The sequence below is a fragment of the Bacillus clarus genome, from assembly GCF_000746925.1.
Classification (GTDB): Bacteria; Bacillota; Bacilli; order Bacillales; family Bacillaceae_G; genus Bacillus_A; species Bacillus_A clarus.
In genome coordinates this window covers 73,563-98,455 of the sequence record NZ_JMQC01000009.1, presented here as the reverse complement: position 1 = coordinate 98,455, position 24,893 = coordinate 73,563, and the positions used below count along the sequence as shown (strand labels likewise).

The 24,893-nt window shown below is 34.3% G+C and carries 15 protein-coding genes and 5 pseudogenes; 12 read left to right on the top strand and 8 right to left on the bottom strand.

From position 1 onward, the window contains the following. Positions 1-378: 378 nt before the first annotated feature. A pseudogene (locus DJ93_RS34135) lies at positions 379-472 on the top strand (ArpU family phage packaging/lysis transcriptional regulator); the annotation flags it as partial. Between the two features lie 815 nt (positions 473-1,287). Here the strand turns inward: DJ93_RS34135 and DJ93_RS27185 are convergent. Next, positions 1,288-1,701, bottom strand: a complete 414-nt coding sequence (locus DJ93_RS27185; RefSeq protein ID WP_042984544.1) for a hypothetical protein — start codon at positions 1,699-1,701, stop codon at positions 1,288-1,290. Positions 1,702-1,934: 233 nt separating this feature from the next. On the opposite strand from DJ93_RS27185, the gene DJ93_RS27180 reads away from it, so the two are divergent. Then, positions 1,935-2,147, top strand: a complete 213-nt coding sequence (locus DJ93_RS27180) for a helix-turn-helix domain-containing protein (RefSeq protein ID WP_117287987.1) — start codon at positions 1,935-1,937, stop codon at positions 2,145-2,147. 873 nt (positions 2,148-3,020) lie between these two features. After that, a complete protein-coding gene (locus DJ93_RS27175; protein ID WP_042984542.1) occupies positions 3,021-3,788 on the top strand; it encodes a HalD/BesD family halogenase in 768 nt (255 codons plus the stop codon). A gap of 628 nt (positions 3,789-4,416) precedes the next feature. Here the strand turns inward: DJ93_RS27175 and DJ93_RS27170 are convergent. Both DJ93_RS27170 and DJ93_RS27165 read right to left on the bottom strand, forming a co-directional pair. Next, a complete protein-coding gene (locus DJ93_RS27170) occupies positions 4,417-5,493 on the bottom strand; it encodes a DUF418 domain-containing protein (protein ID WP_042984541.1) in 1,077 nt (358 codons plus the stop codon). 394 nt (positions 5,494-5,887) lie between these two features. Further along, positions 5,888-6,241, bottom strand: a complete 354-nt coding sequence (locus tag DJ93_RS27165) for a hypothetical protein (RefSeq protein WP_042984540.1) — start codon at positions 6,239-6,241, stop codon at positions 5,888-5,890. A 614-nt stretch (positions 6,242-6,855) separates the two neighbouring features. Between DJ93_RS27165 and DJ93_RS32550 the strand changes: the two are divergent. The 4 genes and pseudogenes from DJ93_RS32550 to DJ93_RS27150 all read left to right on the top strand — a co-directional run. Next, positions 6,856-6,939, top strand: a pseudogene (locus DJ93_RS32550) (IS6 family transposase); the annotation flags it as partial. 302 nt (positions 6,940-7,241) lie between these two features. Beyond that, positions 7,242-7,583 carry a hypothetical protein gene (locus DJ93_RS27160; RefSeq protein ID WP_042984538.1) on the top strand — a complete coding sequence of 114 codons (342 nt, stop codon included), beginning with the start codon at positions 7,242-7,244 and terminating at the stop codon, positions 7,581-7,583. Between the two features lie 501 nt (positions 7,584-8,084). After that, positions 8,085-8,295 (top strand): annotated as a pseudogene (locus DJ93_RS34920) (IS4 family transposase); the annotation flags it as partial. Between the two features lie 238 nt (positions 8,296-8,533). Next, positions 8,534-9,745 (top strand): IS110 family RNA-guided transposase, encoded by a 1,212-nt coding sequence (locus DJ93_RS27150; protein ID WP_042978878.1) that lies wholly within the window; start codon positions 8,534-8,536, stop codon positions 9,743-9,745. Between the two features lie 207 nt (positions 9,746-9,952). Here DJ93_RS27150 and DJ93_RS27145 read toward each other — a convergent pair whose 3' ends face one another. Further along, positions 9,953-11,746, bottom strand: coding sequence for a helix-turn-helix transcriptional regulator (locus DJ93_RS27145; protein WP_042984537.1), 1,794 nt, complete (start codon positions 11,744-11,746; stop codon positions 9,953-9,955). 289 nt (positions 11,747-12,035) lie between these two features. On the opposite strand from DJ93_RS27145, the pseudogene DJ93_RS27140 reads away from it, so the two are divergent. Next, positions 12,036-14,208: pseudogene (locus DJ93_RS27140) on the top strand (serine hydrolase domain-containing protein). Between the two features lie 568 nt (positions 14,209-14,776). Here the strand turns inward: DJ93_RS27140 and DJ93_RS27135 are convergent. Both DJ93_RS27135 and DJ93_RS27130 read right to left on the bottom strand, forming a co-directional pair. Continuing rightward, positions 14,777-16,567, bottom strand: coding sequence for a helix-turn-helix transcriptional regulator (locus tag DJ93_RS27135; RefSeq protein WP_042984535.1), 1,791 nt, complete (start codon positions 16,565-16,567; stop codon positions 14,777-14,779). A 4-nt stretch (positions 16,568-16,571) separates the two neighbouring features. Next, on the bottom strand, positions 16,572-17,162 hold the full coding sequence (locus DJ93_RS27130; protein WP_042984534.1) for a sensor domain-containing protein: 591 nt from the start codon (positions 17,160-17,162) through the stop codon (positions 16,572-16,574). Positions 17,163-17,437: 275 nt separating this feature from the next. Here DJ93_RS27130 and DJ93_RS27125 point away from each other — a divergent pair, with 275 nt between their 5' ends. Continuing rightward, a complete protein-coding gene (locus DJ93_RS27125; RefSeq protein ID WP_042984532.1) occupies positions 17,438-19,447 on the top strand; it encodes a serine hydrolase domain-containing protein in 2,010 nt (669 codons plus the stop codon). Positions 19,448-19,657: 210 nt separating this feature from the next. Then, a pseudogene (locus DJ93_RS34130) lies at positions 19,658-19,826 on the top strand (Holliday junction resolvase RecU); the annotation flags it as partial. Positions 19,827-19,850: 24 nt separating this feature from the next. On the opposite strand, the gene DJ93_RS27115 reads toward DJ93_RS34130, so the two are convergent. Then, complete coding sequence (locus DJ93_RS27115) at positions 19,851-21,422, bottom strand: DUF4046 domain-containing protein (protein WP_052109714.1); 1,572 nt, start codon at positions 21,420-21,422, stop codon at positions 19,851-19,853. 609 nt (positions 21,423-22,031) lie between these two features. Between DJ93_RS27115 and DJ93_RS33440 the strand changes: the two genes are divergently transcribed. Next, positions 22,032-22,190, top strand: a complete 159-nt coding sequence (locus tag DJ93_RS33440; RefSeq protein ID WP_181969261.1) for a hypothetical protein — start codon at positions 22,032-22,034, stop codon at positions 22,188-22,190. A 753-nt stretch (positions 22,191-22,943) separates the two neighbouring features. Further along, the gene (locus DJ93_RS27110; protein WP_042984531.1) at positions 22,944-23,828 is read left to right on the top strand and encodes an Rpn family recombination-promoting nuclease/putative transposase; all 885 of its coding nucleotides are present in this window, start codon (positions 22,944-22,946) and stop codon (positions 23,826-23,828) included. Positions 23,829-23,925: 97 nt separating this feature from the next. Here the strand turns inward: DJ93_RS27110 and DJ93_RS27105 are convergent, their stop codons facing one another. Beyond that, entirely contained in the window at positions 23,926-24,615 is a 690-nt protein-coding gene (locus DJ93_RS27105) for an IS6 family transposase (protein ID WP_042984530.1), read from the bottom strand. Positions 24,616-24,893 lie beyond the last annotated feature (278 nt).

Below are 24,893 nucleotides of genomic sequence, written 5' to 3'. Positions count from 1 at the left end.
TCGGAAAACGATAAATCTATAGTGAGAGGGTGGATTAGCTGATAGGAACATCAAAAAAGCCCGTACAGAAGCACAGGCCGGTTGTTACACATATCGGTAACTAAATGCTAACAGAAATGTTTGTGAAATACTACCAGAAAATAAAAAAGCGTCCGATGGCAACGAACGCTCTCGAGAAAATACATGTAATCTAACGCATTTATATTTATACCAAATGTTATCTCCTAAAAACAAGGAGGAACGATATGGGAGGACTGCTAATGTTTGATTAAAAGGAAGTGCGCAAAGTTTTGTTAAAATGGCAACATCATGTCAGGATTTAGAACGTTTGATGAAGGGTTACTTAGAGAAAAGTTACAAGGGTTATAATTTGCTAGAGCAACACAAGAAGAATTAGAGGGGATTCTAGAAAGTGTACGTATATATACAGTTTGGAATGATTCGTAATGAAATGAAAGTCACTCCTTCTTATTTGTTGTTAAGGGATAACTTTGAATTCCATATGATTCACCTCCTTTCCATGTGAAAAAACACATGAAGAAAAAGAAGCGAACCACTCACTCGAAAATAGTATGTAGTTACACAAAAAAGAACCCATTAGGGCATGGGCTCCTTTTAGCAAATGAGTGATCTCCAACCGTGGGGAGAACAATATTATAATAACATCTAGATATTGTGATTTTCAATGATGAATTTAGGAATTACCATTAGGTGAGTGATAGATGAAGTGTATACACGAGTGAATAAAATTCGAAAACGGGACAAATGATAGATTCTGTGTCAAGTGCAGTCAGGAAGCTGAAAGACAGGGAAAGCATTTGGGAAGACCTAAAGCTAAAATTATAGCTGTAGAAGCTATGGAGCAAGCTAATGCAACAAAAACTAAATTTTATTGTCTGGTGAAGAAGTATGAAAACCAGAAGTGATAGTCCAAAAGTAGTTCTAACCTAATTATTTTAAGTAATTTGATAGCTATCATAAGAGTATCCATCTACTAAACCTATTACTAAAAAAGCAAACAAAAAGAGAAGAATCACCAATATTCTTCTCTTTTTGTTTGCAATTAGGGTTTCTATATTAATGAATATAGAGTGTAATGAATTGTTGGATGCAACAATTACTCTTAAAATTATAGCAAAAGAAATAGGGGCCTTTGTATGCAATATTGCATACAAAAGGAAAATTGTAAAAAACATAATTTATACCAATGAGTTAATGAATATCCAAAATAAATAGGATACGCCTTTTTCATGTTATTGTTTACATAACATGAAAAATTTCTTATCATTAATTAAATTTAGAAAGGGCGAATTTAGCTGAAAAATTCATTTTCTTCATAAATGTAGAATTCACTCCTGCTTGAAATTGTACAGAAATATTACCATCTTTTTGTGCTTTGAATACACGTCCATAAGCTGAATTAGCACTGTATGTACCAATTACTTGGTTGTCTGCATCAAAGACTGTATAAGAAATCGGGAATCCTGAATTAGTTACAAAAACCATAACTTCTTCCCCTTTTTTAAGATTAAATGATTCTTTTTGAGACACTTCGTATGAACTCAAAGAATAATATTTAGTAACCTCTTGAACTTCTAAATTCATAGTTGCTGCACTAGCTTTTGGTGTTTCTAATCCTGGTAAGTTCATACCCGAAAGTACTGCAATTCCTAATGCTCCTGCTAAAATAACTTTTTTCATAATTCTAAATCCTCCTTTAATATTCTTTAATAAAAAAGTTTCAATAAGTAAATTTAAAATCTACCTACTGAAACCATTATAGTTACAACGATAACGATTATCAATATGAATCTGTATGCAATTTTGCATACATGGGATACGGAAACGATTCGAGGTATGGGAGCCACTACGAAAGAATTTTAAATAAATGTAATAAAGACCGTAGAAATTAATTATTTCTACGGTCTTTATGTTTGTCTAAATTATTACCAATTATGGACATGTATTATAAACAAGGAATGGGTTATAAAGCTGTGGCAAAGGCATTACAAGTTAAAGGTCATATTTATATTCGTACATGGGTGAAGACATATGAGCAACATGGTGTTATAGAGCTAGGAAGAAGTAGGCCAAGAAGGAGAAAAGTTATTTCCCCTACTCCTGTGGATTTAGAAGCAGAAAATTAACGTTTGCGAATGGAGAATGAATTTTTAAAAAAGCTATACAGAAACTTAAGGAGGTGAAATCCGATAAACAAGCAATTTTTGATGTTATAGATACTTTAGCTTGTAAATACCCCGTATTGGAGCTATGTAAATTAGCCGGTGTCTCTCAAGGCGGATATTATAACGGGTACAATGTTAACTATTATCCAAACAAATGAAATGGAAACTCAAAACAAGAAAGAATCAATAAAGTTATAAGTTTCTTCAGAAAAACTGTAGTGTATTGGACCTATAAGATAGAGGGTATATCTTTGTCACTTCAAAAAATCCTATGTTTTATACTGATGATATAAACATAGGATTTAATTTTTTTGATAATATGTTTTCTCTATGAAATGCATTAATTTCAGATAAAAGATATAAGGAATATCTTAGGAATATTTTTCTGATATAACATATAACACAGTTGAGGGTTAATGAATTAAGCGTATTCTTTATTACCGATATTTATTTTTTTGGTAATGTTGGTAATAGCACCTAACTGTCTTTTGGTTTTTTTTAACATTAGGTATATTTAAAATTTCCAATCCATGTAATACATGATTTTTGCAGATGAATACTATGTACACTCCTCTTTTTTTGTTATTAATGAATTTATTTTCTGAATTTATAAATTAGTGTGTTTGTACATAAAAATACATTAATTTCAAATAAATATCAAATATATGTAATTATAATCCATTAAAATGAAATTTAAATGAAAAAAGAACTTAAAATTAGAAAATAAAGATTTTTCTATTTTGCTTGACCATTCAAAAAACTTAATATATGATACTTTACGAGGTGAAAATGTTAAAGAAATACATAATAAGTAAATTTCTAGGGGGATTTTTTATGTTCCAAGAAAAATTTGATAAACTAGTTCAAGATCATTTAAATGGATTTTCTGAAGAATACATTGCTAGTTTAAAAAATGAGTTTATGGAAAATCAGCTTGTTATTTTAGAAGAATTAATCCCAAAGCCTTTAATTGCAGATATGTCTGCTGAAGCGAAATATCTTCTTTCAGAAAATGCAAAGCGTCGTGATATTACAATTAAAGCCACAGGTAATACCCCTCGTAACTTCAATGTAGTAAATCGTGACAGTATTTCTGAAAAAGGAAAGATAATTCCAGCATTTTTCAAATCTGAAGTGATTTTAAATTTCTTAACATTTTTAAATAATAATGAACCAGTACATCGTATTCCATATACACCAGAAGAATTTATTATTAATAATCAGCAAAAAACAGGTGATACTCATGGGTGGCATTGGGATGACTACACTTTTGCTTTAATTTGGGTAATTGAAGCACCTAAAGAAGGTGAAGGTGCTATTGTTGAATATATTCCTAATACTGTATGGGATAAAGAGAACCCTGAAGCTGGATTAAAAGCGGTACTTGAAAGTCATGAAATTCAAAATGTATATGTTCCTCAAGACCATTGTTACCTTATGAAAGCTGGTACTACATTACATAGGGTGACACCTTTAGAAAATGATTCTCACCGTACTGTTGTGGTCTTTAGTTATGCATCTGAAGAAGATTTATCTAAAAATATTTCTCATGAGACTATGGGAGAAATCTATGAAGATACTAAGGAGTTAGTTGAAGTTTAAGCTTTAGGCTAATTTATACATCTTTACAGCCGGAAGAGTTCATTCCTTTCGGCTGTATTGTTTGGACTTTTATAAAAGATAAAAACATACTGATGTATATAGGAGAATAGATTAATTTATTTTAAATTGTTCTAATTAGACTTTAAATAGATGCCTAATCAATTTTTACCAGGTCTCTAACAAGTTTAATTTAGTTCTAATACACTAGATAAATATAGATGTGGGAAATCATAAGTTCCGAAAGAGTAACTGTAACTTCAAGTATTATCATTCCATGAGGCTAACAGGTTTCCTTAAACCACTCTGGGTCTACTCTGATGATGAGAATTTTAGTGGATTTTCTATTCCACCTGCATGCTAAGGTATTAAAATTTATATATTAAGGTAAATGTTATAGTTTAAAAGCTCAGAAAAGAGGTGGTATTATGTTTAAGAAATTTGTTTTAGGCGCAGTATCAACATGGATATTAGTGAGTTATTGGGAAAAACATAACAAACGTGAATGGATTAAGTGCAAAAGAGTTTGATGATTGTATATATAGAAAAAAGCTAATTTTGAAAACTAGCTTTTTTTTACTTTCAATGAAAAACAAATATACATTGTATATAAATAATTTGATTTTGATTATTAATCACTATATTTTCTCATTATCAATTCAATTGGTCCTCTTGTAAAATACAATTTCCAAAAATAAGATAAACACATTGCACTTATATAAAAAGTCAAAGATAGTATAAGAGTTGTGAGTAAATCCGCATCATTTACTAATCCTAAATATGAAAAAATAATTAATGCAAAGACGTGGCCAATATAATATGTTAATGACATTTGTCCAGTTAGAATAAGTATTTTTGTTATTATTTTTCCAGCGAATTTTTCTGTGAAATATATACATAAAACAATTACTATTATAGCTATACTTGAACTAGAGAGAATATAAAATATATTTGGTGGTACTGGAGTTGTAGAAAATAGAGAGTCAGCAGTTTCCGTTCCTAACAAAGGACTGGTTATTTTGATAAGAAGAAAGGAAAAAGTTTCCAATATAATCATTGAAATTAGTGAAAACAATAGTAATTTTTTTCTGACTTCAGGTAATCTAAAATTCAGCCTCCCTAACCACATACCCAGTAAGAGAAAACAAATCCATGGAAAAATAGGATGATATCCATTGAATAGAAGATTATTTAAAATATCAGCCAATTTAGGAAATGGAGAATGACCATCGATCAATAGATTTGATTTGTCGACATGATTAAATATGATTTGTAAAATTTGAGATATAGTTAAAATGCTAATACAAGAATATAACAGAGTATTAGTAGATGTAATGATATAAAAAGACGATATAAACATATAGAATGCATAATAATGTAATATATCAGCTTTCCATCCTATTAGATACAGAAACATACCCAGTGTTAAAAGAAATATAGAGCGTTTCCAAATGATTTGTCGACTTTTTTTTATGAGGTTAGTACTTTTAGTTATGCGTGCTTTTTCTGTCATAAGAGAAATTCCAATTCCAGCTAAAATAACAAATACTGCAGAGGCTTTCCCATCAAAAATACTAGTTAAGTAAATCATCCATGTTGAACCTTTATATTCGGTCCCCATAGTTAGTTTATAATTAACAATAACCATTCCTAAAATAGCTAATGCTCGTGCGAAATCAAAGCCTGTTATTCTTAATTTTTTATTCATGTTAAGTCATCTCCTTTACAATTTTTTATAAATAAACATTAAACTTTAATGTGAATTATAATGTTAAAATTGATGAAAGGTATACATTCACCATTACAGTTGATTAATGTGAAATTGACAATAAAATAACGAATGTAATTTGATTAATAATAAATATTAAGAAGAATACAAGACATAAAGGTTTAATATCCAAGTAAGAATCCAAGGAATCTTTTTAGAGTAAGATGTTTATACTAACCTTGTAGAAGATTGATGAAAAAGAGAAAAGAAATAGAAGAATTTAAGAAAAATCGATAGTTTTTCAAGTGATATAAATTGATATTTTCCATGGATTTCAAGATTTTGTATAAGGAAGTTTTATATAAAGAAAAGATACTAAAATTTAGTGCCTTTTTTATGCTTTTTTCTGAAGTGAATGATTTTCTAGTGGTCTAAATGCTAATCCACCAGATATCATGTAAAGAACGGCAGGTATCAACAAGAAGAGAAAATATGTAGATAAAGAAATAAGCGCAATACTAATCATTATTACCCCATATAACTTTTTGTTTATATAGTTAATACTGCAAGAAAGAACTATAGCTGCAATTTGAAGCAAAAATACTATAAAAGAACCAGAAAACATATATGATAGCGAATTCTGCGTAGCCGGAATGAACCCTGTTAATAAGAAAACGAAAAAAGAACTAATAGTTCCTAATATAGATCCAATCAAAGCTATTAAAAATTCAGCATTACGTTTTTTCACTTTAGGTTTCCTCCAATATAAAAAATTTAAAGATATCATAAGAAAACAATTAAAACGCAATCCTAAATAGCTTCCTTTTTTATAAGATGTTTATCTAAAAAGAGAATCATTTTATACTATGATTCTTATGGGAATTAATATATTACAAAAGGAAAACCCCTCTTTTCTAATTGTTTGCTTGATCGCCTTCAATTATAAATACGAGGGATTCATGATTACATCTGCATAGCAAGTATTTCAGTATGTCCACCAGCATTTTAGAAAGATTACTTCGTGAGGGTAGTTTTCGTTTTGCTGAAGACCACCTTATACTTATTATTTCTATTTAATTTTGTGAACACATTAAGTAAAACAAACATTTTTTTCATTATCAACTCCTTTATAATTTTTTTGTGTGTATTTTAAACGATTTGTTATTTTTAGTTTAATTTAACTTGAGTATTAAAAACATCGAAATACCTAACAAAATCCTTACATTATTGTAAGGGACCTTACAGAGATATAAAATTTTAAAAATATATTAACCAGAACTATTTTTACAGCTTCTGGTGCAAAGAAAAAGAAGAGTCTTTCAAGAAAACTATAAAGTTTGGACATGCTGATATTCTAAAAAGGAAAGGATGGAAGAACTTGGACTATCCAGTGTTCATACAACGATTATGTGTTGGGTACATCAATATGGGCTTCAATTAGATAAGTGAATTTTTGTTGGATAAGGATCTGAAGGATAGAAAAGCGATCAGTATGGATCTAAATCTAATAGCCTTACACGTTTATTACAAGTGTGTAAGGTTTATAAAAAAACAGAACAAAAGAGCAACTAGCAAAAGCTAACTGCTCGGCTTCAAGGGGGGCGGATTAAAAAATTTAAATGAGTTTTGGCTGGTTGTCTTATCTGCAGTATTGACGGAATGTTGAGGTATATTCACTTGAGCATAAGAAAACTTAACATATTAACTCTTTGAATAGAAAGGGAGAAATAACATAAGAGGGAAGATATATGCGTTCTAAAAAGTACAACATCATAGCATCAAGCTGTCTAATTTTGTTTCTTGTTTGTTGGATTCTGCTATTTACACACGGTAAATACAATTATACTGTTGGAGATTTCACCCCAGCTGAAGTGAGATTAACCATTGGACTGGATATTTTACAGATGACTCTCCTTTTTATGTCCTTGGTATTCGGGCTGATAGCGTATGCTTTACAAGACGAAGGAGGCTACGCAGGGATTAATATTATAATGTCCCTCGCTTTGTTTGTATTGACAGGTATGAGTGATGTGTTAACAATTTACATACTAGTTACTGAGCCTGTACATTTACAAATGTTATTTAAATAATAATCTTACTTGAGATTGAATTACCTTACCGACATGAAGAAATAGAAGTGCCATAAAAAGAGAAGGGAGCATAACCGAAATGGTATACTCCTTTTTTATTTATTATTTGATTCATCAGTTTTATTATAAACACATTTGGCATCTCACTATTTAGATATGCAATTAGGTATATTCTATTTATTTTAATTTTTCCTATGATAATATGAAATCTGTATATTTTTACATTAAAGAAAAAGTAGGAATGATTAATGAAGAATCAGTCTCAATATATGTATCATTTAATTATTAGTATACTATCACTTTTAGCTATACTATTTTTGTTTTTTTTGAAACTATAAAAGTACTATTTTTAAGTACTCATTTAACTTTATATGTTTAATTAATATGATAATAAATTTCCTTTCTTATTATAAAAAAAGAAATAATTAGTTCTCCATAAAATTAAAAAATACGCTATTCTTTCTGTAGAATCATAGGAAAGGATGACGTTTTTGTATGTCTGCATTCTTTCATATTCATCATTGTAACAAGATAAAACGAGAAAGATTGGAATGCCATTTGTATGGGCAACTGATCGCCATTCTACTCTGTTTTTCTACTATGTTTCAAATGCGACAATTACTTCTTATGAAAAAGAAACGCGAACTTAGTGAATATAAGTCCATATATATGATTAAAGATTATTTTCTTCTTATTTATCAAGCCATACAAAACATACTAAGATTAGTAGTGCAAACCAAGGCATTGGTTCGCACTACTATTTTTTATATAGTAGAAGTGAAGAGAAGGTCGTGGGTGTCTTGGGATCCTGAATCCGTATACAAAACTGATCTTCTTCACTTACCTTATTTGAATCAGTTTTTAGTATGTTGGTCTTCGAGATCGTGTATAAGAAATGAGAATCGATAAGTGTAAGTTGAAGACTTCAATTCCACCTAAGGAGGAACTTTATGAAACACGTAATTGCGTTTGACATCAGTATGGGTAAAAGTTATATGGTAATTTATAATGCACAGAAACAATGTGTATTTGAAAGTGAAATCAAGCATTCTAAACCTGAATTCAAAAAGCTACAAGAAAAGATTCATGAGCTTACAGATAAGACCGGTGAATTGCCTGAAATCGTATTCGAAGCAACAGGTATCTATTCCAGGCAGCTAGAACGATTGATGCAAGATAATCAGTATACATATTGTTTATTAAACCCATTAGAAGCCAAGCTACAATGTGATTCCTTACGGATTCATAAGACCGATCGAAGCGACGCACACCGATTAGCTCTCACTCATTTTACAGCTACCCGAAGAGTATTTACCGGAACTGATAATTTATTCTACCAGCTAAAATCTCTTTCTAGATTATATAGTGAACTGGATAGTGAATTATCGATAATTCGTGGTCGTATGCATAAAGTAATCCAATTAACATTTCCTGAGTTGGAGAGAATGTTTACCAGTAAATCTGATTTGTTTTTAAATTTTGTTCAACTATTCCCCCACCCAGATTGTATTTTAGGTCTTTCAAAAACCATTATAAAAAATCGTATTCGTGCCAACACCAATAAAAAAATATCAAATATTACAGCGGAGAAAAAAGCGATTCAAATACTTGAAATAGCGAAAACTTCCTATCCTGCTGTTTCTCAGAACGATGTTCTATGTGATCAACTCAAATTATACGCAAGACGCTATCAAGAGCTTCTTCACCAAAAAGAATGCTGTATTAACAAGATGGTATATATAGCCAAGCAACGTGCAGAATACGATATCATTCTCAGTCTTCCTGGGATTGGACCGAATACTGCAGTACGCTTGATGGCTGAAATAGGAGATATTACTCGCTTTAACAATAACAAGCAACTCAATGCATTTGCTGGTATTGATATACGCCGTTTTCAATCAGGTAAAACCTTTTTTAAAGATAAAATTAATAAACGTGGAAATAAACATTTGCGGAAGCTCCTTTTCCTCATCATCCAGAACATGATTAAACAACGACGTTACGGACAAAATCACATTGTTGAGTATTATGATAAATTAAAAACGCAACCCTATAACAAATGTCATAAAGTTGCGTCCATTGCATGTGTAAACAAGTTCTTGAAACTCCTCTTTCACCTTATTACACATGATATACACTATGATTATCGGTTAACGGCCTAATATCATAGTTTCATTCATCATATCATATCTCACCCCTAGTAAAAAAACGAGTATATATTAGGGATCTTTGGTATGCATGATAACAAGTATTTGTTCATTCTGATATTTACTCCAGTAAAAACTTAAAAATACATGTTGACTGATCGTAAGAAAGACACCCAAGAGCTATCAAAGATTCTCATTCGCCTGTTCAACCTCCTACAGCGTCTACAAGATATTCTCTGTTCGCGCCATTTTGATTGCTTCTTCGCGATTGTTGACGCCGAGCTTCGAGTAAAGGTTTGAGCAGTAATTGCGTATCGTTCCCTCCGATAAAAACAGTTTAGTGGCAATTGACTTGTAGCGAAGCCCGTTCGAAAGATGCTCCAGAATTTCCATCTCACGTTTCGTAAGTCCGTACGGGTAATTTTCCTTACTTGAGCTGATCTTCTCCAGTTGCTCGCGTTGACGCTTCATCTCTTCGAAAACTCGCGTAGCGACCGATTGATCGATCCAGGTTCCTCCGTTATAAATAAGTTTCAAGGCTTCCTTCAACTCTCGTGGATGAATTGACTTCAGCATGTAGCCTTCTGCCCCGTGCTCCAATGCAGTTGCTGCCTGCAAGGAATTCTCAAACGTTGTCATAAGCACAATCTTCATTTCAGGCCATCGCTGTTTCATCTCAAGTAAAGCTTCCAGTCCGCCCACTCCCGGCATGCGAATATCCATTAGCACGATATCAGGATGCGACTGATTACAATGTTCTAATGCTTCGTGCCCATCCTTTGCTTTACCAACGACGGTAAAATCAGCATGCTGCTCCAAAACTTGCTCCAAACTGTCGGTAATAAGTGCATGATCATCAACAATCAAAAGGCGGATCGTGTCATGCACAAGTTCTGTCTGCAATGGAATAGTACATATAACAAATTTTCCCAGCTCAGCTCCAGAATGAACCGACAATGTGCCGTGATATTGTTCAAGCCGTTCCTTCATCCCATTGAACCCAAATCCGAATTGGATTTCTTCCATTCCGATGCCGTTATCTTCAATCTGTAACCGAAGCCGTTGCCTATCGAAATGTAGTTGAACGGCTATTGCGCTCGCTTTGCCATGTCGAACTGCATTTGTTAGAGACTCTTGAAGGCAGCGATATAGGCAAAAATTTATTTTTTGCATTACGAAAGTCTCATTGCCAATCACACGGAATGTAACCGTTGTACCTGTCGACCTCATAAACTCTTCGGTTAATAGTCTCAGCGATTCACTTAACGAATGGTTTAATGGATTATGAGAGAGCTGATGAAGATGCTTTCGGATATCATCCAGACTGTGCTGAGCAATACCGACAAGTGAATCAATTCTCTCAAACTGTGAATCTGGTACTGACAATCGCAGTGATTCGACACCGACAATGAGAGAGGTAAGGGTATGGCCAATTGTGTCATGTAGCTCATGTGACAGTCGGTTGCGCTCTTCTATCAGCGTAAGCTCCTCAATCCGCTTAATATGTTGCTCCAGCAACAGCTTCTGCTCTTGTATAATTTGGGCTTGCTTATGGTACCGAATTAATATATTAAACGCCATCCCAATGACAAAACCAAGGCTACAGCTAAAGGTGGATTCATACGGGAGATGATCGGCGATCCAGCTGTTCAATACTGGGAATACGATTCCACAGAGGATACCTGTCCACACATAGTTTTTTCGAATGTTTGCTAAGCCAATAATCATCACGAGTAAAACGAAAGACCAAAGCAATCCTGGCGCTACGTAGGCTAAATAAAGATAAAATAAGCCTGATGCCGTGACATCGACTGCAAGATACCAGTCTTCTTTCCTATGGCGGACGATTAATGGAACAAGGTAAACGACGATAGCAAGAGAAAGTACAATCCAAAGTGACGCATTGATTAATGATGGATGTATAAAAGCAACACTTATAATAATGAACAGCCAAAACGTTCGTACGGATACAAATATCCAATCATACCAAAACCATTTTTTCATTACTGAGAACATAGATTATGCACACCTACTTGTATTTTTTTAGTTTAATTTTCTGGCGATTCAGATTTACCATGTAGCATAACTTCCAATACGTCAATAGAAAGAGGGCGGAAGGTCAGAGACTGGCTGTAAAGTATGTCATATAAGATAGATGACAGTTTATCATACGGTTTATGTGACAGATTTAAGCACGCTGTCATGAAACATTTAGTCGTTTTATCACTATGCTATTTAACAATTTCGAAGTTAAGGTGAGGGAGTGAAGCAACAGAAAATTTCAAAATAATAGGAGAGATGCGTTATGAAGTCATTCATCATTAAAAAAGGAACAGCACTTGCCTTAACAGCTACTATACTGGCTGGGACACTAGTATTACCTACTAATGGAAATGCAAACGCAGTGTATAAAAAGACGCTCACCCAACAGGCTGTTGATAAAGCTGCTAATACTGAAAATATTCCAGGTGTTATTGTTGCCGTGAAAAATGGAGATGCAAACTGGTCATATGCTTCTGGTGAAGCAAACATCGAGAGAAATCATAAGGTGGATGCTGATTCTGCTTTCAGGATTGGAAGTACAACGAAGACGTTTGTCGCTACAGTTGCATTACAGCTTGCTGGAGAGAAGAAGCTAAGTCTTGATGATACGGTAGAGAAATGGATGCCAGGGCTCTTAAAGGGTAACGGGTATGATGGTAACAAAGTTACAATTCGTCAATTATTAAATCATACGAGCGGGATTCCAGACTTCTTGACTCCAGAGCTTAAGAATAAACTACTTGAAAATCCAAGTGAAAATTATACACCCGAACAATTAATTGCTCACGCTTTGGAGCTAGAGCCAGTAACGGGGTGGGCATACTCGAGCACAAATACGGTTATTGTGGGACTTATTATCCAGAAGGTTACTGGGGAGACATATGCCGAACAGATTAAGAAACGAATTATTGAGCCACTCGTGCTTAAAGACACATTCCTTCCTGGAAGCTCGATGGAAATTCCGAAAAAAAATGCTCGTGGCTACTTAAATACAGGAGATAAATTAGTAGATATTACGGTGCTTAACCCATCATTTGCTAATGCCGGCGGTGACATGATTTCGACAGGAGAAGACTTGACGACGTTTTTTCGCGCCTTATTAGGTGGAAAGCTGTTGACACCGGAGATACAGAACAGAAGGAAATGATGACTAGTACAGCGGATTCTCCGTTAGGAAAGTATGGGCTTGGCATACATGCAACTAAATTGCCGGACGGTATCGAAGTATGGGGGCATGGCGGTGGTATTCCCGGATTTACTAACTTTGCAGGCGGAACGGAAGATGGTCAACATGTCATCTCGATAAATATCAATGTACTAGGAGCGGAAAAACATATCAATAATATTCTAGTCTCTGAATTTACAAAAAAAACCAAAAAGGAACTTGCGGATAAAGAAAAGAAAAGGAAACATCGAGAAGAAGTCAAATACGTAATGGATCAGGTGGTAACCAATAAAAAAATCCCAAGTGTCATAGCAGGCGGATTAAAGGACGGTCAGCACTGGTCTTACGCTACAGGGACAGCGAGTTACGAGGTACCGCGCCCAGTGGAGCCGAACTTTTCATTTCGTATCGGAAGCATCACGAAGACTTTCACAGCTTCCGTTATACTGCAGTTGGCTGAAGAGAAACAATTAAGCCTTGATGATTCGGTTGAAAAATGGTTACCAGGAGTCGTACAGGGTAATGGGTATGACGGTAACAAAATTACGATTCGTCAGTTATTGAATCATACAAGCGGGATTGCATTGCAGCCTATACAGATTTGGATATGCGAGATATTACCTTGCCTCAAAATCCATACCGTTACTATACTGCTGATGAACTTATAAGCTTGGGACTTACAAAGCCACCTGTATTTGCACCAGGGGAGGGCTGGGACTATTCGAATACCAATACTGTGCTAGCTGGTCAAATTATTCAAAAGGTAACAGGAGATACATATGCAGAGCAAATCAGAAAACGCTTCATAGAACCACTTGGGCTAAAGGAGACATTCGTAATGGAAACAAATCCTCATATACCAGGTGAACATGCTACAGGATATAATATGGACAGATCGGGTCATTTGTATGATTTGACAGAAATAAATCAATCATGGGCAAATGCAGCGGGAAATATGGTTTCATCTGTCAAAGATTTAACTACTTTCTTCAGTGCGCTGTTGGGCGGAAAGCTTCTAAATCAAGAGATGATGAACCAAATGCTCACAACAGTAGATTCACCTATTGGTAAAGTCGGACTAGGAATTTATGAAGAGAAAACATCGGACGGGCAATCATATTGGGGGCATGCAGGCGGTACTTTCGGGTTTGAATCGAGAGTTGGTGGCCCTCTAGGAGGGGAGCATATTTTGGTAACTTCCATCAACGCAGTAGGTCCGGAAGTCATAGCAGGTCGGGATAAAATATTCAATAAGGAGTTTGTCCGTTAAGTTTAAAGCCGACATCGCGCCCTTTATTCGAGGGTGGGTGTCGGTTTCCTGGCTGTGATTGTCGTTTCTTCATATAAGAGGAGCATACGTGATGCTGCAGTTACTTCATCATGTGTTTAGAAAAGAGAACGTTTTTTAATCTATAGGACAGATCGGGTCCTTTATTTCAAATTCACATATAAGAGTTCTGTCTTATGATCATCAAGCTTAGAATTTGAAATATCCCTTAAACGAAGATTTTATGCCTCTATAGTTATTTATGAGAATTTAGCCCGTTTTCATCGTTTTGGGGAAGAATAATTTCTTAACTCGATGGCGATGGGGCTCATCCACATGCCTATCAAGCTAATACTTTGAAGTGCTCCCAAAACGAAAATTTTCTTCGTTTTGGGGAACTACCAATTTCTTAAGTTGATGGATATGTATGGTGACCCCTATAAGACGAAAATAAAATATTATCTATAGAAACGATAAAATCCCAAATAGAGACATTCAAATTACATCTTTTAAAATGTAGCCCTGAAATATAGAATCGTTCACGTACCCTAGCAGTTGACTACATTCCCTCTTACAAAAGTAATCCTGTATCCTTTGCTTTTTGCACGGCTTCTTCTCGATTTTTGACTCCCAGCTTTTCATAGAGATTGGAAGCGTAATTTCTTACTGTTCCGTTTGATAAGTAAAGTTTCGAAGCAATTGTTTTATAACGGCTACCTTGTGATAATAGATTCAAAACCTCTAGTTCGCGTTTCGTTAAGCCAAACTCTTTTCCATCTGATTTTGATTCAACTAATCCTGTTTCTTCATTTTCTTCCCACATTCTATGAAACAACTCATGGTTAATCATCGTGCCTCCCCGATAGACTAGACGAATTGATTCAGTTAGTTCACGCGAATCTATGGATTTCAACAAATACCCATCTGCACCATTTCGTATGATTTCCTTTGCCTTTTCTGTATCCTGAAAGGTTGACAGAATGAGTACACGAATGTCCGGCCAATTTTCCTTAATCATTTTAGTCGCATGAATTCCATCCAGATTGGGCATCTCTAAATCCATTAGTACTACATCTGGTTTTAGTCTTTCACACAATTCCACAGCCTGTTCTCCATCTTCAGCCATTCCCACTACTTGTAAATCCTCCTGTACATCCAAAATTGTATGAAGACTTTCTCGAATAAAAGAATGATCATCGACAATACACAAGCGAATTTGTTCATTAGACAGTTGTACTTGTTTCGGTAATACACATGAAATTAACGTCCCTTCCCCTTTTTTGGAGTAAACAATGACTCTTCCTTGTGACTGACTCACGCGCTCTTTCATTGCAGTTAATCCAAAGCCATCCTTCCAATCATCTATCCCACAGCCATTATCCTGTACATCCAATCTTATCTGTTGTGGTTCAAAGTGAAGTGACACAATGATTTCTGTGGAATGCCCATGGCGAACAGCATTTGTTAGTGATTCCTGCAAGCTCCGATATAGTGTCATTTTTGATTGCTTGGAGGCCATATACTCTTCCCCTATTATTTGAGTACGTACATTTACTTTTGCATGTTTCTTAAATTCCTCTGTCAATTGCTGTAATGTGACAGCTAAGGGAAGCGATTCTTGTGATAAATCCATTTGATGCAAATACAGTCTTACTTCTTCCATACTGTTACGGGCTAATTGTAATAATGAATCGAGCTGTTTCTCTCCTTCTTTAGACTTTAATTCCGTACGTAATGTTTCCATCCCCATAATAATTGTGGTATAGGAATGCCCCATCGTATCGTGTAAGTCTTTTGAGAGCCTATCACGTTCCTCGAGTAATGTTATTCGCTCAACTTGGGATACGTATTGTTCCAATACATGTTTCTGGTTTCGAATGGTTTCACTTTGACGGTAATTAATAACCAGTAAACGAAAAAAAGAACCCATAGCAAAGGCTAAACCAATTTGTAAGATGATTCCCCATAAATCTGTTACTTTGGAAAATATCGCAATGAGCAACGGGAACAAAATAATTGTGATAGGACCCGACCAGCGGTAAGATTTATGAGCACTATTTGCTGCAATCATAAAAGTTGGCATTAAAAAAGCAAGATACGCTGACGGAAATAATAAAGTTAAATAGAAACACACTCCGCCAAAAAATATTATTTCAGTAAACAAATAATAGCGATAACTGAACATTAAACAGATCCAAGGTACTGAAAATGAAACGATTTCCCAAAGAATGATGATCCAAAGTGGTACTGTTAAATGGTCTCGGTGTTGGATAGTCGTTAATATCAATGATAGCCAAATGATAAAACGTATACAAAGTAATGCCCAATCATACCAGACCCATATTTTCAAAGTCTTAAACAAATTATCACTCCTTTATAGCTTTAAACATAGTACGCGTGTATATTCCAATTATTCGAACTAAGCAGTTTCCAATACATATACGTATCCAAATGAGAATGCATCCAATAATCATGACAAAAATAGCTTTCGCCCATGAATTCATAGCAATTCCCAATAAGTATATATTAAAATATTGAAAAAGTAAGGGTGTAATGATAAATACTAGCGGCGTTACATACAGTAAAACAGCACAAATAAGGCTCATTATTCCAACAAAAAATTTTTGCATGAGCCAAAAAACAGTCCTCCAGTTGCTACTATTAAGAATTATTTCTCCTGCTCTAATCCATCTATCCCCTCCTCTTTTTACCCTTAGTGGTAATGACTCTATTGATATGTCCGTATAAACTTTCGTCTGAATACGTTCATACTGGACAAATGTGTGAGTTGTTTGCAACACCCTCGCCAATAAAGGAATACCTACGAAGAAAACTGTCATTACAAGTGCAAATGTAATGCTGACCAGATAGAAGCAAAAATAAAACAATCCGGATGCAAAGGTAAATAACAAGAAATAGAAATCTTGCAAAGTTTTTTGAACTGATGCTTTCGTCATTAAAATCGCTCCTCCTCATTCATTGCTAATACGTTAATCGCTCTTTGATTCTACGTAGTTTTCTGTCACATACGGTAGTGTCAAAGTGTCATAGTTTGTATGACATGACTATCAATATAGCCGTAACCTCCTCTATTTTTCGCGCCATACATAAATATGACAGATAATCACTATCTACTATGACTTGCTGCTTGCTACACTCTGTTCATAAGCTAACGAGCCAATAACTCGTTGTGCCAACAAAAAATTCCAATCAAATTAAGGAGTGTACAAAAATGAAAAAAGCAATCAACAAACTGGGGATAGTTGCAATTCTGCTCACTTCTACAAGTATGACTTCTGCTTGTTCCCAACAATCATTAGAAGCTGGAAAATCAAAATCATCGGCAGCCACGACCGATATTCAAATGACGAAAGCACCCAATAATAAAAAAGAAGTAGAATCTTTTGCTGATCCGTTATTTGAGGGGAAAATGAAGAAGTACAATGTAAACGGTTCTAGTTTTGTCGTCGTTCATGATGGAAAGGTCGTCGTCAATAAAGGGTATGGGTATGCTGATAAAGAAAAGAAAATTCCCGTCACTAAGGACACGGTCTTTCAAATCGCTTCAGTCTCAAAAACTTTTACTGCCTTAGCTGTGATGCAGCAAGTTGATAAAGGAAATCTCAAACTAGATCAAGATGTACAACAATATCTCAGTGGATTGAAAATACCTAATAAAACAGGAAAACCCCTTACCTTGTTTGATATGCTCACTTATACCAGCGGAGTAGATTTTCCTGATATCACCACGATAACCGGACCTGAATACATTAATCACAGTATGCCGATGAAGGAATTTTTCTCTAAAAATATACCAACGGTAGTACGACCGCCAGGAGAATCTTATACGTATGACAACGTTTCATTTGCACTCGCAGGGTTTGCTGTGGAAAATGTTACAAATACACCTTTTTCGCAATATATGGAAAATAATATTTTCAAACCATTAGGTATGAACTCTACAAGTTTGAGCTTTACGCCTAATCTTCTCAAGAGAATGGCTACACATTATGGGCCCACTGGCGATCCAATTCCAACAAGTGGAAACGGTCTAATGGATGCACCACAAGGAGGTATTATATCTACCGGAGAAGACATGTCAAAATACATGATTATGCAGCTACAGAACGGAAAGTTTAAAGGTAAAGAAATTGTAAGTAAAAAAAGCATGGATATGATGCATGCCTATCAAGTTTTTGATGATAAGACAATTCCTGTTGCAACAATTGGATTTGAAACGCCTTTCAATGATTTTGCTAACGGTCAACACGTTGTAATAAAAGGGGGAAGTATGCCGGGACATCAATCACTGATGATTTTAGTGCCTGAACAGAAAACAGCATTCTTCATGTCTTACAATAATGATTCAACAATGAGTATAGACATGTATGAAGCTCTCATGGATCACTATTTCCCTGCTAAGAATGGGGCAAAAACAAGTTATCTCCCGTTAGAGGAAAAAGACGCTCATAAATACCTAGGCTTATTCCAAAACACGCGTTTTGCTGCAAGTCGCACTCATTTTACTTATGAAAATGGGAATTTGGTCCTGGAAGGTGGAACAACCGGAAAACAAGTTCTCAAAATGATTCATCCGTTATTATTTGAGGATTCGGAAGGAAAAAAAGTTGCTTTCAAAAAGAATTCAGCTGGAGAAATCGCATATTTTCACTACAACTCTCCTAAAGGAATTGATTTTATAGCAGATGCCCAGAAAATTAACTACAAACCACCTTTTGATGATGTTCCACAAAAGAGTAACTATAGAAGTCACATTGATAATCTTCATGCCCTAAATATTATGGGTGCTAAAACAGGTAATCTATTCAATCCGATGGACATCATGACACAAGGAGAGTTTGCGGATACGTTGTTACTTGCTTATGGATGGAACGGTTTTCCAGACGACTCCAAGGAGGCAAGGGAAAAAATTATGAAAGGAATTCCAGGGTATGACCGTGCTACTCCGATTACCCGACAGGTCGCAGCAACCATGATTCAAAATTTGAAGCAGATTCAACCTGACCAAGCTAAGAAAGTTAAATTGCTTGATGCTGCGGATGACTGGGCAGTCCAATCTATTCAAGCACTTGCATCCCAAGGAATCGTAGACCCTGATACTTCGATCAACGCTGATGGATCATTTATTTTCCGTCCGAAGGATCTGTTACTGCGCCAAGAAGCAAGTGCCTTGTTCGATTTAGCTTTTGACTATTATGCCCTACCTATTATACAGAAGTAGGCATTCATACAAACATGAATCATGGCAAATATTTAGGAGGAGTGTTCCATCTGCATCAAGCTAAAGCAAAATTAAAAACCATTACGGGACAAAAACTCATAACAAAGCAGTAAAATAAATAACCGGTTTCTTAAGGTACAGGAAACTGGTTATTTTGTGTCTAAACATACAATCTTCTTTTTAATATGGTTTCCCCTTCTTCGTTATCCCTATGAAGATAAAAGTACAGAAGACTATGATGGCGTTTATAAAGTAAAAGCAATTGCATTCGAGGCGAAGTCTACAGAGAGTACTACACAATTTGATTTAAAGAACATTGCACAACATCAGCTGGGATTACCTGAAGAAGATGGAAGCTGTGTGTTTCTTCCTTATAGAGTCATTCTATAATTTTCGATATATGTTAATGTAAGGATGCATATTGATAAAGATCACTTAACATTTTATGAGGATTTCCATTCCAATATCTTTGATACGGTGTTAGCAATTTATGTTGTTTAACCCAATCACGATCAATTTTTTGTAATAGTTGTTCTGCAGTTAACTGTTCTTTTTCTTTTATCGTCCAACTAAATGCCTCCAAAGCTTTCTCTTTTGTCCAAAAATTTTTAGGGGCACGTTTAAAGTCCCATTCTTTAAAACGTCCCGGATATAAATCAGCTAGCATTTTAAATGGACTATAATCCCAATAAGTCACTAAATGTTGTACTAATCTATGCTTCCTTAACCAATGTGCACTAAAAATCATCATTAGTTCCTTATCTGTTAATTGTTCTTTTTCCTCTATTGTCCACTTTAGAGCTTCTAATACTTTTTCTTTCGTCCAAAAACCCCTTGGTACTTTTGGAAATTGCCACGCTTTAAAACGATTTGGATATAAATCGTTTATCATTTTATAAGGGCTACTACTCCAAAATCTTCGTAATGGAACAGCTAGCTTGTTTCTTTCAAACCATTTTATATCAGTTCTTTGTGGTATCTGTTCTTCTATTAGTTGTTCTTTTTCTTCAATTGTCCATTTCAAGGCCTTTAATGCTGTTTTTTCTGTCCAATAGTCTTTCGGAACATTTTTAAATAGCCATTCCTTAAAACGATTTGGATATAAATCGTTTATCATTTTATAAGGATTAGAGCCCCAAAAATTTTTTAAAGGCGTATTTAATTTATTTTTTATTAGCCAATTTGTACTGAATTCTTGGTAAATTTGTTCTTCAGTTAACTGTTCTTTTTCTTCTAGTATCCATTGTAAGGTGGTTAAGGTTTTTTCTTTTTTCCAAAACTTGGATGATTGATCCTTTCTAAAAATATCCGGATACAAATCATTTAGCATTTTTTGAGGATTCCCTTCCCAATACAACTTTAAAGGGATAATAAACTTATTTTTTATTAGCCAATTTAAGTCAACAACTTTTAATACACTTTCTTTAGTTAAATGGTTTTTCTCCTCTATTAACCATTTAAGCTCTTCCAATGCAGTTAAAGATGTGCTTTTCCTCCAATATTCGTTTTTTAAGGAATGCCATTGCCATACTTTAAAACGATTTGGATACAATTCATTTAACATCTCATATGTATTTGCGTTCCAATGCTCAAGCAACGGCATCTTTAATCTGTGTTTTATTAGCCACCCTTTATTATACACTTGAAGTATTTGTTCTTCCGTTAATTGTTCCTTTTCTTCTATTAGCCACCTTAAAGCTTCTAATGCTTCTGATGAGGATTTTCCAATCCAATATCCTTTAGGTAAATCTTTTAATTGCCATACTTTAAACTGGTTTGGATATAAATTATTTAGCATTTCATAGGGGCTCCCATTCCAATACTTAATTAGCGGTATAGCTAAATCATTTTTTATTAACCACTTTTTATCAAAAAATGCTAATAGTTGTTTTTGTGTTAAATTCTCTTGTTGTTTTATTTTAAATTCTAGTACTTTTAATCCGGCTTCTTTTGTCCATAATTGAAATTTATCCATATTATTCCTCTCTTTCCTAATATTCTTATCTATTGGTTCTATTTTACATGAAAAAAGCGCTTTCAGATAAAAGAACTTTTTAGAATAAGATTACAATCATTTATTAAATTTAAAAGATAAAAAGGATAAATTTAGAAGGCATATGGACTATAAGGGGGGCAACATACATCGCTATCAACTTCTAGATAGCTTTATATAATGGGATATTAGGGAGGGAGAGCGCTTTCAAATTATAAGGTTGCTTTCTACCTTTTTATATAAAGTTAGAGGGAGTGAATCGCATTGTATCTGACATATCATATTTCAGAAGGTGATTCAAAAGACATACTTAATATTGTTACAAGAATAGAGTAATCCTATTATAAGCTTATTATTCGATCTTTAGCGGTTACTTATTGGATTTATTAAGAGAGATAATTATTTTAACTTCTACTGTACCCTTTATCTTTCTCCGACAGAAGACTCCTTTCTCAAAAATGTGAAGGTGTGAAACACCAATTTTAGGTAGGACAGCATTTAAATCTATGATAAAATAGATACAACTGTATAGCGTGGGCGGGAGGTTGCTAACCCTTTTTCTCTTATTTTAGAGAGAAAGGAGGTGACCGAATGGATTCTTTAATTATCTTATTGCATGATGCTGTAAAAGTATTTTTTACAGTTTTTGCGACAGCTTGTGCGAATGAGCTAGCAAAGAAATTAAGTAATAAAAAACACAAAAGAACCGCCTCAGCCTGCAAGCGAAAGGGCGGTTCTAAACGCAAATAAACCTTAGCAACCGTTCCGCCTTGCGGTAAACAGTTACTTGAAGAGATGTTACCAGCATCTCTTCTTTTATTTTATGCATATTACCTAATCTCTATACTCAATATATAGTGAATATGCATCCAATATATATTAGTTAAACTACTGAAAACATACCATAATTTTATATTTTGGTCAATTTCAATACGCTTATTTGCTAGCTCAGAATGAAAAAATAAACTTGAAATTGCATGTTGTTTAAAAAGAGGATTCGAAATTGAAATCTATAATTTTTTAACTGATGGGGGAGAGATATAGATTTCATGGGAACGTTTCATTTCCGTCTCGTATCTCAAAAAACAAGAATACTTTTTATTTTGAGATATGGGACTTTTTATCTCATCAGTATAACTATAGATTTAAATCAATCTTTACTATGAATCTAGCCATACACATATTATGAAATCATACTATGACATGGTTGTTTGGAAGAAAATATAGAATTACTACAGAGCCATACTAGGGGTCACCATATCAAAAAAAGAACATTGTACGTTTGGACACATTTTGAACAATTTTTAGGGTTCTGGTGCAAAGGTTGCATTTATTTGAAAGAGGTAAATAGATCCCTAATGGAATCTATTCTTATAGATCCTGTTTTCTAGAGTGTAGCTTCTTGTAGAAAACTTTGCAATAGAACCAGAGCCTGTTTGCATGTTCTACCTTTTTTTATGTACAATAAGAATAAGAGATGATATAGACAGGGAGAGGAAATCCATGTCCACTAAATTAGTAAATTTACGCATTGATTTTGCTTTTAAACAGTTATTTGGGACGAAAGGAAATGAGGAAATTTTAACGGGTTTCTTAAATGCAATTCTAGAAGAATCTTTAGATACACCTATTACATCGCTACAACTAGAAGATCCACATCTCCATAAATCTTATGAAGATGATAAGTTATCGATTTTAGACCTATTAGCAACACTAGATAATGGGACGCAAGTAAATATCGAAATTCAGCTTCGGAATACACATGATATGGTGAAGCGATCTTTATATTATTGGAGTAAACTTTATACATCCCAAATGCAAGAAGGGATGCCATATCGTTCACTTCGGAAAACAATTACCATTAACTTATTAGACTTTATTTTGTTTTCTCAGGATGACGCATTTCATACCATCGGACAATTATGGAATACAAAAATGCAGCAACTATTAAGTGACGACATTGAAATCCATTTTGTGGAGATACCGAAATTGGTAAAACAATGGCGTGAAGAAAAAGTAAACCCGTGGGAAAATACATTTGTTCGTTGGATGTTATTATTACCAGCACATGCAGATGAACATTTAACTCAAACATTGGAGGAGATTGCGATGAATCAAGATCCAATTTTACAGAAGGCAATAAATAAATGGGAAAATATGAGCCATGATTCTTCTTTCCGAACAGCATATGAAGCTCGAGAGAAATTACTTCTAGATGAACAAGCTAAGCTAGCACATGCAGAACAAGAGGGTATAGAAAAAGGCATTGAGCAAGGTAAGATGCAAATGATTCGAGGGATGCATGAAATTGGTGTACCGCTTGAAACTATTGCAAAAGCAAGTAAGTTAAGTATGGAGGAAGTAGAACGTATCTTGAAATTAAAGTAAATATATAAAAACATACAGAACTTATATTAAATACAAATTTGGGTTCTGTTGCAAAGTTTTTTAACAGAGAAAAAGTTGGTATGATTGCAGATGGATTTTATGCAATCGTTAGTAATTGTTGTAATTCATTATACGTCGAAAAAACGAAGTTTGGTTGTTGCAAACTTCGTTTTTGTTTATATAGAGCATGAACGGTTTCAATACCTTTCAAGGTACGTGAAGTATGACGAAGGCTTTGAAATCCTGTAGATTTGGCAAAACGTCTTTTTACATGCCTATGGTCTTGTTCAATGAGATTGTTCAAATGTTTGACTGTACAATGAGTTGTACGTCTATAAAAACCTTGTTCTTTTAATTTGTTAAACGCGCAAAGTAGCGCTGGGGCTTTGTCTGTTGTGAGAACTGTTGGTTCTCCAAAAGCCTTCACCAATCTTTTCATAAAAGCATATGTCGCCTGATGATCTCTTGTTTTTCGAAGTTGAATATCCAATGTATATCCACCCTTATCGAGCGCACGATATAAATAACGCCATTTTCCTTTCACTTTTATATAAGTTTCATCTAATTTCCACGATGATTGTACCTTTTTGTTTTTCTTCTTCCAGATTTGATAGATCACATTTCCATATTCATGGACCCAACGCATAATAGTTGTTGGGTGAACCGATATGCCACGCTCTCTCAAAAGTTCAGAGATATCGCGATAGCTTAAAGAAAAACGACAATAGTAGCCAACGGCTACTAAAATAATATCCTTCTTAAATTGTTTTCCTTTAAAATATCCCATATAGTATTCTCCGCGCCTCATGTTTCTTACATTTTAACTTCCCTTAGAAAAACTTTGCAACAGAACCATAATTCCCTAACTTAAGGAATACGAAGAGCAGGGCATAACAAGACAGGTTGTTCCATTTATTGCATCAATTGTTTCACTTTGTATCATGTTATTGCCTATTATTGACTTATCTATTCCAATAGCTCTTACAGTTAATGGTCTAATGGTTATCATAACAATCATATTTGTGGTGTACGATTTCTTTAGTTTACATAAAAAATAAATTCAAA

Coding starts and splice junctions, on each gene's coding strand:
- DJ93_RS27185 (WP_042984544.1), bottom strand. CDS start 1,701: ATGAAAAAAGTTATTTTAGCAGGAGCATTAGGAATTGCAGTACTTTCG.
- DJ93_RS27175 (WP_042984542.1), top strand. CDS start 3,021: ATGTTCCAAGAAAAATTTGATAAACTAGTTCAAGATCATTTAAATGGA.
- DJ93_RS27170 (WP_042984541.1), bottom strand. CDS start 5,493: ATGAATAAAAAATTAAGAATAACAGGCTTTGATTTCGCACGAGCATTA.
- DJ93_RS27160 (WP_042984538.1), top strand. CDS start 7,242: ATGCGTTCTAAAAAGTACAACATCATAGCATCAAGCTGTCTAATTTTG.
- DJ93_RS27150 (WP_042978878.1), top strand. CDS start 8,534: ATGAAACACGTAATTGCGTTTGACATCAGTATGGGTAAAAGTTATATG.
- DJ93_RS27145 (WP_042984537.1), bottom strand. CDS start 11,746: ATGTTCTCAGTAATGAAAAAATGGTTTTGGTATGATTGGATATTTGTA.
- DJ93_RS27130 (WP_042984534.1), bottom strand. CDS start 17,162: ATGACGAAAGCATCAGTTCAAAAAACTTTGCAAGATTTCTATTTCTTG.
- DJ93_RS27125 (WP_042984532.1), top strand. CDS start 17,438: ATGAAAAAAGCAATCAACAAACTGGGGATAGTTGCAATTCTGCTCACT.
- DJ93_RS27115 (WP_052109714.1), bottom strand. CDS start 21,422: ATGGATAAATTTCAATTATGGACAAAAGAAGCCGGATTAAAAGTACTA.
- DJ93_RS33440 (WP_181969261.1), top strand. CDS start 22,032: ATGGATTCTTTAATTATCTTATTGCATGATGCTGTAAAAGTATTTTTT.
- DJ93_RS27110 (WP_042984531.1), top strand. CDS start 22,944: ATGTCCACTAAATTAGTAAATTTACGCATTGATTTTGCTTTTAAACAG.
- DJ93_RS27105 (WP_042984530.1), bottom strand. CDS start 24,615: ATGGGATATTTTAAAGGAAAACAATTTAAGAAGGATATTATTTTAGTA.